General features: G+C 34.9%; 15 protein-coding genes and 1 pseudogene. 8 read left to right on the top strand and 8 right to left on the bottom strand.

The window, feature by feature from the left end:
• Positions 1-64: 64 nt before the first annotated feature.
• The 5 genes from AC5P2S_RS12300 to AC5P2S_RS12280 all read right to left on the bottom strand — a co-directional run bounded on the left by AC5P2S_RS12300 (position 65) and on the right by AC5P2S_RS12280 (position 4,005).
• Complete coding sequence (locus tag AC5P2S_RS12300) at positions 65-931, bottom strand: T9SS type A sorting domain-containing protein (RefSeq protein ID WP_283416772.1); 867 nt, start codon at positions 929-931, stop codon at positions 65-67.
• Positions 932-1,133: 202 nt separating this feature from the next.
• Positions 1,134-1,832 carry a tRNA pseudouridine(55) synthase TruB gene (gene truB / locus AC5P2S_RS12295; protein WP_283416780.1) on the bottom strand — a complete coding sequence of 233 codons (699 nt, stop codon included), beginning with the start codon at positions 1,830-1,832 and terminating at the stop codon, positions 1,134-1,136.
• Between the two features lie 66 nt (positions 1,833-1,898).
• The gene (locus AC5P2S_RS12290) at positions 1,899-2,717 is read right to left on the bottom strand and encodes an undecaprenyl-diphosphate phosphatase (RefSeq protein WP_283416781.1); all 819 of its coding nucleotides are present in this window, start codon (positions 2,715-2,717) and stop codon (positions 1,899-1,901) included.
• A gap of 77 nt (positions 2,718-2,794) precedes the next feature.
• Positions 2,795-3,103 carry a DUF3098 domain-containing protein gene (locus AC5P2S_RS12285; RefSeq protein ID WP_494555056.1) on the bottom strand — a complete coding sequence of 103 codons (309 nt, stop codon included), beginning with the start codon at positions 3,101-3,103 and terminating at the stop codon, positions 2,795-2,797.
• Positions 3,104-3,105: 2 nt separating this feature from the next.
• The gene (locus tag AC5P2S_RS12280; RefSeq protein WP_283416783.1) at positions 3,106-4,005 is read right to left on the bottom strand and encodes a cell division protein FtsX; all 900 of its coding nucleotides are present in this window, start codon (positions 4,003-4,005) and stop codon (positions 3,106-3,108) included.
• A gap of 168 nt (positions 4,006-4,173) precedes the next feature.
• On the opposite strand from AC5P2S_RS12280, the gene AC5P2S_RS12275 reads away from it, so the two are divergent.
• Positions 4,174-5,160, top strand: coding sequence for a DNA topoisomerase IB (locus AC5P2S_RS12275; RefSeq protein WP_283416784.1), 987 nt, complete (start codon positions 4,174-4,176; stop codon positions 5,158-5,160).
• Here the strand turns inward: AC5P2S_RS12275 and AC5P2S_RS12270 are convergent.
• The gene (locus tag AC5P2S_RS12270) at positions 5,157-6,644 is read right to left on the bottom strand and encodes an NAD(P)H-hydrate dehydratase (RefSeq protein WP_494555055.1); all 1,488 of its coding nucleotides are present in this window, start codon (positions 6,642-6,644) and stop codon (positions 5,157-5,159) included. The genes AC5P2S_RS12275 and AC5P2S_RS12270 overlap by 4 nt on opposite strands.
• A gap of 120 nt (positions 6,645-6,764) precedes the next feature.
• On the opposite strand from AC5P2S_RS12270, the gene mscL reads away from it, so the two are divergent.
• The 7 genes and pseudogenes from mscL (at position 6,765) to AC5P2S_RS12235 (ending at position 12,842) form a co-directional block, all read left to right on the top strand.
• Positions 6,765-7,139, top strand: a complete 375-nt coding sequence (gene mscL / locus AC5P2S_RS12265; protein WP_494555054.1) for a large conductance mechanosensitive channel protein MscL — start codon at positions 6,765-6,767, stop codon at positions 7,137-7,139.
• 343 nt (positions 7,140-7,482) lie between these two features.
• Positions 7,483-9,273, top strand: a complete 1,791-nt coding sequence (gene rpsA, locus AC5P2S_RS12260) for a 30S ribosomal protein S1 (protein WP_494555053.1) — start codon at positions 7,483-7,485, stop codon at positions 9,271-9,273.
• 86 nt (positions 9,274-9,359) lie between these two features.
• Positions 9,360-10,118, top strand: a complete 759-nt coding sequence (locus AC5P2S_RS12255) for a T9SS type A sorting domain-containing protein (protein WP_494555052.1) — start codon at positions 9,360-9,362, stop codon at positions 10,116-10,118.
• Positions 10,119-10,240: 122 nt separating this feature from the next.
• Positions 10,241-10,396 carry a hypothetical protein gene (locus tag AC5P2S_RS12250; protein WP_494555051.1) on the top strand — a complete coding sequence of 52 codons (156 nt, stop codon included), beginning with the start codon at positions 10,241-10,243 and terminating at the stop codon, positions 10,394-10,396.
• 36 nt (positions 10,397-10,432) lie between these two features.
• Positions 10,433-10,477, top strand: a pseudogene (locus tag AC5P2S_RS12245) (hypothetical protein); the annotation flags it as partial.
• Between the two features lie 27 nt (positions 10,478-10,504).
• Positions 10,505-11,041: a hypothetical protein gene (locus AC5P2S_RS12240; protein ID WP_494555050.1), complete on the top strand. Its 537-nt coding sequence runs from the start codon at positions 10,505-10,507 to the stop codon at positions 11,039-11,041.
• The gene (locus AC5P2S_RS12235) at positions 10,998-12,842 is read left to right on the top strand and encodes a M36 family metallopeptidase (protein WP_494557031.1); all 1,845 of its coding nucleotides are present in this window, start codon (positions 10,998-11,000) and stop codon (positions 12,840-12,842) included. The genes AC5P2S_RS12240 and AC5P2S_RS12235 overlap by 44 nt, the downstream gene beginning before the upstream one ends.
• A 54-nt stretch (positions 12,843-12,896) precedes the next feature.
• On the opposite strand, the gene AC5P2S_RS12230 is transcribed toward AC5P2S_RS12235, so the two are convergent.
• Both AC5P2S_RS12230 and AC5P2S_RS12225 read right to left on the bottom strand, forming a co-directional pair.
• Positions 12,897-13,133, bottom strand: coding sequence for a YtxH domain-containing protein (locus tag AC5P2S_RS12230; RefSeq protein ID WP_494555049.1), 237 nt, complete (start codon positions 13,131-13,133; stop codon positions 12,897-12,899).
• A 281-nt stretch (positions 13,134-13,414) separates the two neighbouring features.
• Positions 13,415-14,797 (bottom strand): glycosyltransferase family protein, encoded by a 1,383-nt coding sequence (locus AC5P2S_RS12225; protein ID WP_494555048.1) that lies wholly within the window; start codon positions 14,795-14,797, stop codon positions 13,415-13,417.
• Between the last annotated feature and the right edge of the window lie 9 nt (positions 14,798-14,806).

Genomic DNA, 14,806 nt, shown 5'->3' with positions numbered 1-14,806 from the left:
AAAATTGAATACAATAAAAAAAGCTCCACTTTTCAGTAGAGCTTATTAATCAATCAGAATTTAATTATTTTTTGATTACTTTCTTAGTATAAATTTTGTTATCAGCGTTTACTTTCAAAATATAGCTTCCTTTTGTAAGAGAAGAAATATTTATAGATTTAGTACCATCTTTCACGGACTTAACCAATTTACCTGCCGCATCATAAACTTCAACAGAAGTCACTTTGTTTTGAAGATCAAAATTAACGACATCTGCAGTTGGGTTTGGATATATAGTGAAAATGTCTTTTTTACCCGCTTCAGAAACCGCCAGTGTAGCGTCTTTAACTTGGATATTATCAACATTGAAATCGGAACCATAATTTTCTATAGATACATCTAAAAGAGAAAAATCTGTAGCACCCAATGTTGTTGAATAGATAACATCTCCATTAACATAATACTCAAGCGTATTATTTGCCTTATCGATTACCGCCTTGAAGCTATACCAAGTCGTAGAATCCCATTCTAAGTCGGTCTCAACATAAGTTTCCTGGGCAGGGTCATAAACAACTACATTCCAGCTCTGATAGGTCAACCAGAAATCAGCAACTACATCTCCATCCGCTGTGTATAATCCTATAGCATAATCAGAATCAAAGCCATCAAAATATACATCCGCAGAGATTTCAGTTTTACTATAACTTGGAATTGTCGTGTAAGCATTACTCCAATCTTCGCTGCCATCATCCTGAATATATAAAGAATTAACGCCGTCAGTTGCTCTGTTATTTGATACTTTAAAATAAGAAGTTGCAGCGTCCCAATCTTTCTGTCCATCAATATTACCATTGGTAAAACCTTCGGAACTTTCGAAAGAAATTTTTGTTTGTGCATTGACAGAATAAAAAATTGCTGATGTAGCAAAAAAAGATAATAGAATTTTTTTCATATTATTTATTTAAATTAAACATTCGTTTTAAAAAAGGATGGCTAAAGTAGGGCATCTTTATTAAATAAACAATAGAATTAAATAGTAATTTAAACTTTAACTTATTATTAAGATTAGCGTAATAATTCGATTTTTAATATAAAACGGTTGCTGTTTTAATTGATTGTGAAATATGACTATGGATTTAATAAAATAAAAAGATTTAATTATTAAAATGAAATTCATTTTCAAGATAATCTGAGGTAGCATTCTCAACAGAATATTCTCCGATTTTGGTTCTTCTAAGTTGTGTGAGATAAGCACCAATGCCCAATTCCTGACCAATATCGTGCGCCAGACTTCTGATGTAAGTTCCTTTTGAGCAACCCACCGTAAAGGAAACGAATGGCAAATTGATTTCGATATTATTAATATAGTGAATGGTAGTTTTTCTGGATTTCATTTCAACTTCTTCACCTTTTCTAGCAAGGTCATAGGCGCGATTACCATCGATTTTTATCGCCGAAAAAACTGGCGGTTTTTGGTCGATCTCTCCAACAAATTTTTCTAAGACCTGGTTAATCCGGTTTTCTGTAATATGAGAATAATCGGTTGGTAGGATTTCCGGTTTCTCTGTGTCATAAGATTCGGTTTGAACACCTATTTTGATCTCTGTCCAATATTCTTTTGGAGCATCCTGAATCTCAGGAATTTTCTTTGTGAATTTACCAGTGCAAACAATCAAAAGCCCTGTCGCTCTTGGATCTAAAGTCCCGGCGTGTCCAATTTTGAATTTTTTCGGTAATTCTTTGAATTCTCTTTTGAGTTTATATTTCATCTTATTGACAGCCTGAAAACTAGTCCAATCCAAAGGTTTGTCTAGTAAAAATATATGCCCGGATTGTAATTGTTCTGCTGTCATTCTAAATATAAGAGGTTTTGAATTTTATGCTCGCTTTTTTAAGCAAAGGAAGCTGCCGGAATAATTTTATTTAAAGAAATAAAAATAGATCAACAAAGCCACACCAACAAAAATACGGTACCAACCCCAGGGTCTGAAACCATATTTATTAAGCAACGCGATAAAGGATTTGATAGCAATCCAAGCAACAACAAATGCCACTAGATTTCCAATTACAAAAATCAAAATATGATCCTGTGAAGCCATGATCATTTCGTAGCCTTTTTGCGGATTTGATGTTTCTTTTCCCCATGTTTTCACAAAAACGGAATAAACTGTGACTGCCAACATGGTTGGAACTGCCAGAAAAAATGAAAATTCGGCAGCTGCTTTTCTTGATAGTCCCTGTGTCATTCCTCCGATGATAGAAGCTGCACTTCTGCTTGTTCCCGGCATCATTGCCAGACATTGCCAGAAGCCAATTGTTACCGCTTTTTTAATGGTAATTTCCTTTTCATCGTGAACTACCGGATTCTTGAACCAATTATCAGCAAATAACAAAACAATTCCACCTAGAACTAATACAGATGAGATGGCAATCTGATTTCCAAGAACGGCTTCGATTTTATCATCTAAGAAAAATCCTATAATCAAGGCTGGTAAAACTGCAAACGCCAATTTATAATAAAACTGAAGATTGCTAAAGTCAAAGAACTTTTTCCAATAGGCAACCACTACGGAAAGTATTGCCCCAAACTGAATGGATACCTGAAACATCTTTAGAAACTCAGTTTCTTCCAGTCCCATAAGACTTGCTGCAAATCCCATGTGAGCAGTGGAAGATATAGGTAAATACTCTGTAAGACCTTCTATTATAGCGATGATGATCGCTTTTACTAAATCCATAGTTTTGTAGTTTATTAAAAAAAACTTTGTCTCAGTTTGACCAAGACAAAGTTGTTATTGTATTTCTTATTTAGCGTTTAATCTTTGTTTCTTTTCAGTATAGCAAAAATCTGGATTACAAATCCGGCAATGACCATAAGCGGGGCTAATCTGATTCTGCGGAACGAAAAAATATCCTCATTCCAATAACTGGGGTCAAATTTACCATCGGAAGTTGTATTGGCATCTGCACCCATCATCAGTACAAATCCTAATAGAATAAGGCCTAGCCCGATAAGCATTAGTTTGAAATTCTTTTTCCCGAAGTAGAATGATTTTCTTTCAACAGATTCTTCAGATTTCCCAAACTGATCTGCAGAATATTTATTTTTTGCCTTCTTTGCCATTGTTATGAGTAATATAAGTCATCTACGTTGCTGCGTAAGAATCTCCAGGTTGCAAAGATAGTACTTGCAACGGTTATAATAATACCTACCAGTAAAATTATAAACAACAATATCACATATTGATCAGTGTCCTGAACAAAAGGTGTCCCGATCTGGCTTGTAAAATAATACCAAACGCCACCCAAAGCCAAAATCCCGATGAATGCTCCAATCAGTCCCAAAACCAATGCTTCTCTGATAAATGGCATGAGAATGAATCTTCTTTTCGCACCTACCAATTGCATTGTTTTGATAATGAATCTCTTAGAGAAAATCTTCAATCTTATCGAGTTGTTAATCAAAACCATTGCAACAATCAAAAATAAAATCGAGAATGCTAAAATCCAGGTTAAAATTCTGTTCAGATTATTATAAACATCAATGGTTAATTGATTGTCATTAACAACATCTTTAACACCATCAATCGCTTTTAGTTGATTAACGACACCATCTATTTTTGCAGGATCTACAAATTCCGGTTTAAGTGTAACTTCTACAGATGCCGGGAAAATATCTTCCTCAAAAAGCGCATCAGAATCGATCCCCAATTGTTTTTTTGCTAATACAGAAGCCTGTTGTTTGGAAATATATTGTGCTTGCTTTACGTAATTCTGCTGTTTAATTTTTGTGAAAGTTTCTTCCTGGAATTTCAGAGTCTTTGCAGAATCTCTCGGATCAAGATACTCATCAAAGTAAGCTTCTACTACAAGTTGCTCTTTGATATAATCCGAATATTTCTGAGCATTAATCAATATTAATCCAAATAATCCTACAAGGAATAAAACCAGTGAAATACTGATGACTACAGTAATATTACTGGATCTCAATCTGCTTTTATTAAAATCGTCAACGGTCTTTGGCATCAAAAAAATTTTTGCTAAAATAGAAATTTTAGCTTAAAAAGCCTTGTTAGTCACTGTTAATAAAATCATAAAACATAATCTGTTCTTTCGTATTTTCTGAGTTATGGTAATTTTAAAAATTTCAAAATCGGCATTTTTATTGTAAAGGTCAATATCAAATATCAGTTTATGAAACTCACACGCCAAGCGTCCGGAAAAAACTTTGTCTATATTGATAAAAACAAGGAAAAATTAAAAGATCCGGAAAAAATCGATTACATCAAATCTCTTGTGATTCCACCGGCTTGGACCAATGTTGAAATAACGACAAATAAACGGGCGAAGATCCTTGCAGTTGGGCGCGATCAGAAAGGTCGTAAACAATATATTTACAACCCAAGATTCCGTGCGAAAAAAGATGCTGACAAATTTGACAGAATCCTTCATTTTGCAGAAAATCTTGAACACATGAGGCGTGTGACCGGTCAGCATCTCAGAAAGAAAAAGATGAGCCGGGAAAAAGTTCTGGCAGCAATGGTAAGGCTTTTAGATTCAGCTTATTTTCGTCCCGGAAGTCCGAAATATACGCAGCAAAACAAAAGTTACGGATTGACAACCATCCGAAAAAAGCATCTCAATATTGAAGGTGATGAAATGATTTTTTCCTACAAAGGAAAATCAGGAAAATTTCAGGAAAAACATATTATCAATTCGAAATTGACAAAAGTAATTTCTGATTTAGAGGATCTGCCGGGTTATCGGCTTTTCAAATATTATGATAAAGATAATAATCTGATTACGGTTGAAAGTCAGGATCTTAATCAATACATCAAAGAGATCATGGGTGAAGAATTTTCTGCAAAAGATTTCAGAACATGGGCAGGAACGATGATTGCGGCTGGAATCCTGGATGAATTGGGAATATGCGAAAAGCAGCAACAAAAAGAACTTAAAAAGAGAATCCGCAATGCGATTGTTGCCGTTTCTGAAAAATTAGGCAACACACCTTCTGTTGCGAGAGATTCTTACATTGATCCACGGATTTTTGAACATTATAAAAACGGACATACCATACAGTATTTTAAAAAAGAAATTAAAAAACTTTTGCGGAAAAATGAAAATCTTTCCGAAACCGAAGTTGGGGTTTTGTATATGCTGAAGTCTAAATTGCGTTAATTCAGACTCTTGAAAACTTCTCCTATTTTATTGATTAAATCGGTGGGTAGCATGGATTCTTTTGAGAATTCTTCAGCAGCAAAATCTCCTGCTTTTCCGTGAAGCCAAACGCTAAAAATGCAGGCTTCTTTGATCTCATATTTTTGAGAAATCAATGATGTAATTATTCCTGTCAAAACATCGCCGCTTCCGCCTTTCGCCATTCCGGAATTACCTGTAATATTATAATACACTTTTTTATCAGGCGTGATAATCGCAGTGTGATGATCTTTCAGTACGATAAAGATTTGTGATTCTTTTGCCTTTTCTTTTGCCAGTTCAATTCGGTCAAACGAGTTTTCCATTTTACCAAACAATCTTTCGAATTCCAAAGGATGCGGGGTAATTACAGAATGTTTTGGGATTAAATTTAAATTTTGATTTTCTGCTAAAATATTTAAAGCATCTGCATCAAGAACTACAGGATTTTTATATGATTTCAAAAATTCTAATAAAGCTTTTTGGGTTTGTTTTTCTTTGCCTAATCCAGGACCAATCCCGTAAATCGCTTTATCTTGGATTTCAATTTCACCAATATAATTTTTGCCGGAGCTAATAAACATTGCTTCGGGAATTTGAGATTGTAAAATCAAATTTCCACAATCCGGCGCCATTGTAAAAGTCAATCCGCTACCTGTTTTCAGAGCTGATAATGATGACATCAAAACCGCGCCTATTTTACCATAACTTCCACCAACCAAAATACTTTTTCCGAAAGTGCCTTTGTTGCTGAAGTCTTCTCTCGGTTTGTAAATTTTTCGAATTATACTGTTGTCAATAACGAAATAATCTGTTTCTGCATCTTCTATAAATTTTGAATCCAAATCAATATCCAAAACTTTGGTTTTTCCACAGAATCTTCCGGTTTCCGGATGAAGAAAACTTCTTTTATAAAACTGGAAAGTCAGTGTAAAATCAGCTTTGAAGACAACGGAACCTTTTTCAATTACTTTATCTGCGAACAACCCTGTTGGGATATCAATAGAAACTTTCGGAAGTGTGGTTTGATTTAACGTTTCAACAAGATTTTTAACCTTTCCTGATAGTTTTCTGTTCAATCCATAACCAAAAAGAGCGTCAATAAGAACGGTTTTTTCTTTGATGGTTTTTGAGAAATCACCGAAGTCTTTAATTTCAATTCCACTGATTTTTTTAATTTTTCTGAAATTGATTTCTGCATCTGCCTTGAAATTTAAATTAGCTCTGTCGATATAAACCTCCACATCAAATCCTTTTTCATAAAGCATTCTTGCTGTTGCCAAACCGTCGCCGCCGTTATTTCCCGTTCCACAGAATATTAAAAATCTGTTTGTAGTTTTAAAGTTCATTTCTATCCATTCCACGCATTTGGCAGCGGCACGTTCCATCAGATTTAATGATGAGACTCCACTTTCAATGGTTGCTACATCACAGGATTTAATTTGTGTGGCAGAAAGAATTTTCATTTTACAATTTTAAAGATTAACATCAAATTTAATCAATAAAACTTTTACGAAAAATGAAAAAATAAAGACTTTTAAAGGAAAAAATTATATTTTTGTTATATAACTATAAAAAATACAACTATGGGATTTGTAAAAGAATTTAAAGAATTTGCGTTTAAAGGAAACGTGGTAGACCTGGCAGTCGGTGTTATCATCGGTGGTGCCTTCGGTGCTATTGTAAAATCCTTAGTCGATGATGTTATTACGCCACTTTTACTGACACCTGCTCTGAAAGCTGCCGGTGCAGAAAACATTAAGGAATTATCCTGGAATGGTGTAACCTACGGTAATTTTCTTTCTTCTGTTATTAGTTTTCTTGTTATTGCCTTTGTTTTATTTTGGCTGATAAAACTGGCAAATAAGTTTAATAAAAAAGAAGAAGCAGCGCCAGCAGGACCATCTTCTACAGATGCATTATTGATGGAAATACGTGATGAGCTGAAGAAAAAACAATAATATCCGATTATTTTTTTAATAAGAAAAGTTCTACCTTGTCGTAGAACTTTTTTTGTTGTTTTAAACCTTTATCGTTTCGATATTAAATGATAACTTGAAAGTATGATAACTGAAGTTTGAATTTCTTTTCTTGTTAATTTTAATTTTACTGTTGATTTTTAGAAAGTTATCATTTATTTTGAAGTTTGTTAAGCTATTGCTAGTTTCAAATAAAAAACATATCTTTGCACCACTTTTTGCGGAGCAGATTCAGAAAAGTAAACTATTAATAATTAACAACTTCCAATATTTTGATTCCGCAGTTTTTGAATCGTTAAGAATTGGAATACAAATTTTTTAGAAAATGTCAAAAGAGACAAATTCAGCAGAGGTTTTATTAAACCAAAACGTAGCACCAGAACAATTTGATTGGGAATCTTTCGAATCAGGACTTAATGCAGAGGACAGAAACGAGAAGAAAGAACTAGAAGAAATCTACAATGGTTCTCTTAATGATCTTACAGACAATGATGTTATCACTGGTAAAGTTGTAAGATTAACTGATAAAGAAGCTATCGTAGACATCAACTTCAAATCTGAAGGTGTTATTTCTCTTAACGAATTCCGTTACAACCAAGGTCTTAAAGTAGGTGATGTTGTAGAAGTAATGGTTGACAGAAGAGAAGACAAATCAGGTCAGTTACAGTTATCTCACAAAAAAGCGAGAACGCTTAAAGCTTGGGATAAAGTAAATGAGCTACACGAAACTGGAGAAATCGTTAACGGTTTTGTGAAATCCAGAACTAAAGGAGGTATGATAGTTGACGTACACGGAATCGAAGCATTCTTACCAGGTTCTCAAATTGATGTTAAGCCAATTAAAGATTACGATCAGTTCGTAGGTAAAACTATGGAGTTCAAAGTTGTGAAAATCAACCCAGAGTTCAAAAACGTAGTAGTATCTCACAAAGCATTGATCGAAGCAGATATCGAAGGTCAGAAAAAAGAAATCATTGCTCAATTAGAAAAAGGACAAGTTCTTGAAGGTACTGTTAAGAATATTACTTCTTACGGTGTATTCATCGACCTTGGAGGTGTTGATGGATTGATCCACATTACAGACCTTTCTTGGTCTAGAGTGAACCACCCATCTGAAATCCTTGAGGACGGACAAACTGTAAAAGTTGTTATCCTTGACTTTGATGATGAGAAAACAAGAATCCAATTGGGTATGAAGCAATTAGAGGCTCATCCTTGGGATGCTCTTTCTGCTGACTTGAAAGTAGGTGACAAAGTAAAAGGAAAAGTAGTAGTTCTTGCTGACTATGGTGCATTCGTAGAAATCGCTCCAGGTGTAGAAGGATTGATCCACGTTTCTGAAATGTCTTGGTCTACTCACTTGAGATCTGCAGGTGACTTTGTAAAAGTAGGTGATGAAGTAGAAGCAGAAGTATTGACTTTGGATAGAGAAGACAGAAAAATCTCTCTAGGTATCAAGCAATTGAACAAAGATCCTTGGGAAAATATCGAAGCTAAATATCCTGTTGGATCTAAGCATGTAGGAACTGTAAGAAACTTTACTAACTTTGGTGTATTCGTAGAGTTAGAAGAAGGTATCGACGGATTGATCTACATCTCTGATCTTTCTTGGACTAAGAAAATCAAGCACCCATCTGAGTTCTGTGCAGTTGGAGATAAATTAGATGTTGTAGTATTGGAACTAGATACCCAGGCAAGAAGATTATCTCTAGGTCACAAACAATTGACTGAAAATCCGTGGGATAAATTCGAAACTAAATATGCTGAAGGAACTGTACACACAGGAACTGCAGTAGAAGTTCATGATAAAGGTGCTTCTATCCAGTTCGAAGATCAGGAAGTTGAAGCATTCTGTCCATCAAGATTATTAGAGAAAGAAGACGGATCTAAAATCAAAAAAGGTGAAACTGCTGAGTTCAAAGTGATCGAATTCAACAAAGAATTCAAGAGAGTAGTAGTTTCTCACACAGGTATCTTCAGAGATGAAGAGAAGAAAAATGCTAAAGAAGCTTCTACAAGAAACGTAGCATCTTCTTCAAACAACGAAGAAAGATCGACTCTTGGAGATATCGATGCATTAGCAGAATTGAAAAGAAAAATGGAAGAAGGTAAATAATCACCTCTCACCATTTTGAAATATAAAGCCACCTACAAAAGGTGGCTTTTTTAGCCAAAGAAATAATTTATTATATAAAATAACCTATGAAAAAAATTCTATTATCTTTAAGCTTAATCACAGCAGCTTTTTCATCAGCACAAATTAATGCGAGTGAAAGTTTTGAGTCTACGACTTATCCAGGTTTTACAAATGTTTCATTTTTCCGTAGTAGTGTAGAAACACCATGTGCAGGGAGCTATGGCTTGACAAGAAATTTTTGGAGTGGCGGTACGCTAGGTTCTACAACTTACTCATCTACATCATCTAATGGTGGAAAGCTGGATATCTCCTTCAAATACAAAACTTTTATATATAATAATGGATCTGTTAACGGAACTTTGAAAGTAGAGTATTCTATTGATGGTGGCCAAAATTATCAGACTCTACAAACTATTAGTTTAACATCTGTGGCAGGTTGCGCTACTTGGTCTGGTTCTTTGCAGCAAGGTACGGTGCCAAATTCTGCAAACTTTAAATTAAGAGTTTCCGGCCAATGGACGTCTGGTGATTATTGGGTAATCTTAGATGATTTTAAATTAACACAATCCCCATTTTTATCAGCTTCTGATATTTCTAAAAAAACGACTGAGGTTTATCCAAATCCGTTTAATGATGTCTTATTCTTAAATAATTCTGAGGATGTGGATAATATTTCGATTGCAGACATTTCCGGAAGAACTGTAAAAACAATCAATCAGGTTTCGAAAGAATTGAAACTTAATGACCTGAAAGCAGGTGTTTATGTAATCTCCATCATTTACAAGAACGGAACATCAACATCTGATAAGATTGTAAAAAGGTAAAAATAAATTATCTTTTCTAATAAAAACATTCCAAATTTTTGGAATGTTTTTTTATGTTTTGCTGATATTTAGTTTATTTTTAATAAATTCGATTGATTTTTTAATTAAATGCGAAATTTATTATGAAGAAAAGAAAACTACCTCTTATTGTTGCGGTTGTTTCTTTGCTCACTGTTAATTCTGTTTTTGGACAGAATTATAAAAGTGTGATAGAAAACTACCTGAAAACATCAGTAGGCAAAAATGCCGTTAACAAAGATTTTTTGATCTCTTCCTAGAATCCCTCCAAATCTTTAAATGCTACTGTTGTAAAGATACAGCAGACTTATAATGGAATTCCAGTATTTGATAATTCTTCCACACTATTAATCAGAGATAACAGCGTATTGAATTTTACTGGAGATTTTACATCTAGTGTAGCTAGATCCTCAAATATTTCCCATGTACAGGATGCGGCAACAATTCTTACAAAAGTTGTAGAAAATCTTAAGTTGCCTAACGCCCAGGTTTACAATGCTTCTCTTGTTACGGGTGAAATAAAAACGCCTGCTTTAGTATATTATGATAATGGTTCTGATCTGGTTCTTTCTTATGAAATAGAATTTTATGAGCAAAAATCCAGTAATCTTTGGCACATCATTGCAGATGCTAAAACGGGAAAAATCTACGATCAGAATAACTTAACGAATTCTTGTAATTTTGCTGAAGAAGCTTACGGAAGAGAACATAATCATAATGGAGAGGTTCTAAATCATACAGTTGCATATCCTCAGAATAATAGCAACAAAGGGATATCTCTATTTGCAAATAATGCTTCTTACAGAGTTTTTCCTTTTCCGGTAGAAGCTCCAACTTTCGGCGACAGGTCATTACTTACTAATCCATGGGGATTTATCAGCGTCTTCACTTGGATGGCAAAATGATAATACTACAGAATATAATATTACAAGAGGAAATAACGTACATACTTATCTGGATGAAGGCAGTACCAATGCCATTGGATCATCAGCAGATGGTGGTGCTTCTCATATCTTTGATTTTCCTTTTGATCCGGCAAATGGATTGGAAAGTTATAAAAATGCATCTATTACCAATCTATTCTATGTAAATAACAGGGTTCATGATGTATTGTATAAATTTGGATTTACGGAAACATCAAAAAACTTCCAGGCATATAATTTCGGAAAGGGTGGATCTCAAAATGATTATGTTTTAGCAGAAGCGAGAGACGGTGCAGGTGTAGCCGATTTATCTCTGGGATATTATAATAATGCAAACTTCTCAACCCCTTCCGATGGATCAAAACCAAGAATGCAAATGTATATTTGGTTAGGTGCTCAACCATATTTTTCATTTAATGGGCCTTCCAGTGTTGCGGGAACTAGCATTCCTTCTATTGGTTTAGGTTATTTCGGAACACCATTGTGGAAGCAGTCTGTAACTGGAGATGTGGCAATCTCTCCAATTTTGGATGCTTGTACAGCGCTTCCTGCAGGATCGCTTACGGGTAAAATAGGTATTGCGCAAAGAGGGACTTGTAACTTTATTTTAAAAGTAAAAAATATTCAGGATGCTGGAGCAATTGGAGCTATTATTTATAATTCACCAGATGCAGCAACCAATCCTGGAGAGGCCATCAGTAATATGTCAGGAGATGGGACTACTCCGGTTACTATCCCTTCTGTTTTCCTTCCGCAATCTAGAGGCGAAGCGATTAATGCATTAATTAATGGAGGACAAAATGTAAACGTGACACTTAAGATTCCGGTAAAAGATGGAAGTCTTGATAACGGTATTATCAGCCACGAATATGGTCACGGATTATCGACAAGATTAACAGGTACTTCCGTTAGTTGTTTAAGCTCAAGTGCAGATAAAGAACAAATGGGAGAAGGATGGTCAGATTTCTTGGCATTAATGCTGACAATGAAACCAACAGATAATGCTTCCGTTGCGAGAGGTATAGGAACTTATGCTACGGATGAGCCAACAACCGGTGATGGTATCAGGCCAGCTAAGTATTCTCCTGATACATCAATCAACAGTTACACTTATGGAGATACCAATGGTATGGAATATACAAACTCTAGTGGTGCATTGGTTCCGGATGTACACTCAATTGGTTTTGTTTGGGCCACGATTCTTTGGGATCTTCATTGGAAGTACGTAGAAAAATATGGTTTCAACAATGATATCACTGCAGATGCTAATTCCGGATCTGCAAGGGTTTTCCAAGCTGTTGTTGACGGGCTTAAGTTACAAGGATGCTATCCGACCTTTATCATGGGAAGAGATGCTATTATTGCGGCTGATCAGGCTTCAACAGGCGGAAGTAACAAATGCCTTATCTGGAATACTTTTGCTAAACGAGGGGTTGGAGTTAATGCAAGTGCAGGATCAAAAACCAATATTAACGATCAGGTTGAGGATTTCACAGTACCTGCAGAATGTGCTTTAGCAACAAATGAGGTGACAGCTGCAAAAGGATTCAGTATTTATCCTAATCCTGCTAAAAACGAATTTTACTTGAACTTCAAAAACAATATTTTAGGTAAAGTAAATGTTGAAATCTATGACGCATCAGGAAAATTAGTTTCAAACCAACAGATCGATCCGTCTGCCAGAGAAGCTATCAATACACAGAAGTTACCAAATGGAGCTTATGTTGTAAAAGCATCTGGAATTGGACTTAACTATAGTTCTAAAATGATTATCAATAAATAATCAAAAAATCAGATTCAAATAAAAAAACCGGAAATTAATTTCCGGTTTTTGTTTTTATTCAGCCGCTTGCTGAGCTTCGTTTTTAAAATCTTCAGCTTTATTTTTCAGCTGATCTACTGTTTGTGTCGCTTTATCCTTCAGATCATTTCCGAATTTCGTCAGATTATCTTTGGCGTTATTGATCGTGTCTTTCACCTTTTGCTGATCTTCAGGAGAAGATTTTTTGTACTTCCACCAAGCAAGCGCTCCTAATCCTAACAAAGCCAACAGGCCATTTGTTTTGTTTCCCATGATATAATTTTTTATATTAATATTTGAATACTAAGTTAATAGAAAAATTTATGCCACAGATTAATTTTAATGAAAATTATTTTTAAGACGTGCCCCTTTCCAAAGCTTTTCCAATGCTCGGGTCGCGCTGTCCAATATTATCTTTCTCACCATTGCTTTCCTTTCCAGACAAAAGGATAGCCGCTACCATCGCTCACGCGCTGCGCCAATTAGAAAATTGACGACATTCCCAATAAGTTTTCATCATGAAACGGTTAAAGAAGTGGAAACAATAATTATTCTTAAATCAATTGTTCCAAAATCTCAGAAAGCTTATACGTAAGTTCTCGTCTGCTGAACTCATTAATATCGGCAGAATTCTCAATAGATTTTCCGCTTTTCCAATCCTCATAAAGTGATAGTATATAATCTTTGATCCCCACAACTTCCAAATAATCAAAATGTTTTCCCGCATTGGTTTTACGAAGAATCGTCTCAACATCAGCATCTTTTGGACCAAATGAAATAATCTTTTTACCTGTCGCCAAGTATTCAAACAGCTTTCCGGGAATAATGCCTTTTGAACTTTCTTCCGGGAAATTAGTAATCAAAAGCAAATGAGAATTCTGCATTTCATTCACAGAATCTTGGTGAGCCAAATAACCCAGATTTTTAATATTATTTTTTAAAACCGAGGTATCAATCTCATTCAGAATTTTATCATCAATTCTTCCAACTAATTTTAGCTCAAATTCTTTCGCAAAGTCAGGATACTTTTCACACAATTCAGTTAAAGCTTTCCAAAGATTTTCAGGATTTCGTAATTGTTCCAAAACCCCGACATAACTTAATGTGAACTTGAGTTTATTGGTTTTAGAGTTTGAATGTTTTAAAGTTTGATGGTATTCTTCTGGCGTTCTTATGCTTTCAGAACTTCCGGCGTTCAAACCTTCCACTTCTTCAGCTTTTGAATTTTCTGACACGTCAAATCCATTCGTGATACAAAAAGAATTCGCGCCATTTTTTTTGAAGTTATCTGCATCAGTATAACTCGTGGCCAAAGTAATATCGGACGTTTGAAAAACTGATTGCTCCAGTTGCCTGTGTTTTTTATCAGCGGCAGAAGTTAATTTCAAATGTTTATAATAGGATATTTCTGTCCACGGATCACGGAAGTCAGCAATCCATTTCAGATTTGGTAATTCTTTTTTTAAGGCCAATCCAATTAGGTGTAAGCTGTGTGGTGGTCCGGTTGTAATCAGGACGTTAATATTGTTTTCCTTGAGATATTGCTTCAAAAACTTTACAGAAGGCTTGATCCAGAATTTCCTTGCATCAGGAATGAAAAAATTCCCCCGGATAAAAATCGAAAGTTTAGATAAAAATGATTGATTCTTGCCTACATCAAACTGCCCTCCTTTGAATTTTTGATTACTCTTGCTAAATTTTTCCGCAATCTGATAAGGTTCCCAAATATTGGTTTTAACAACTTTGAGTTTCTTCGGAACTTCATTATTGAGTGTCTTATCTATTAAAGGATAACTCGGATTTTCTGGAGTATATATAATGGGTTCCCATCCAAATTCCGGCAGGTATTTGGCAAACTTCAGCCAGCGTTGAACGCCGGGTCCACCAGCGGGCGGCCAATAATAAGTAACAATTAAAACTTTCTTTGTTTTTTCCATTTTTAAACT

This window comes from Epilithonimonas sp. 33E (genome assembly GCF_059372615.1).
This window is presented reverse-complemented; position numbering and strand designations above follow the sequence as displayed.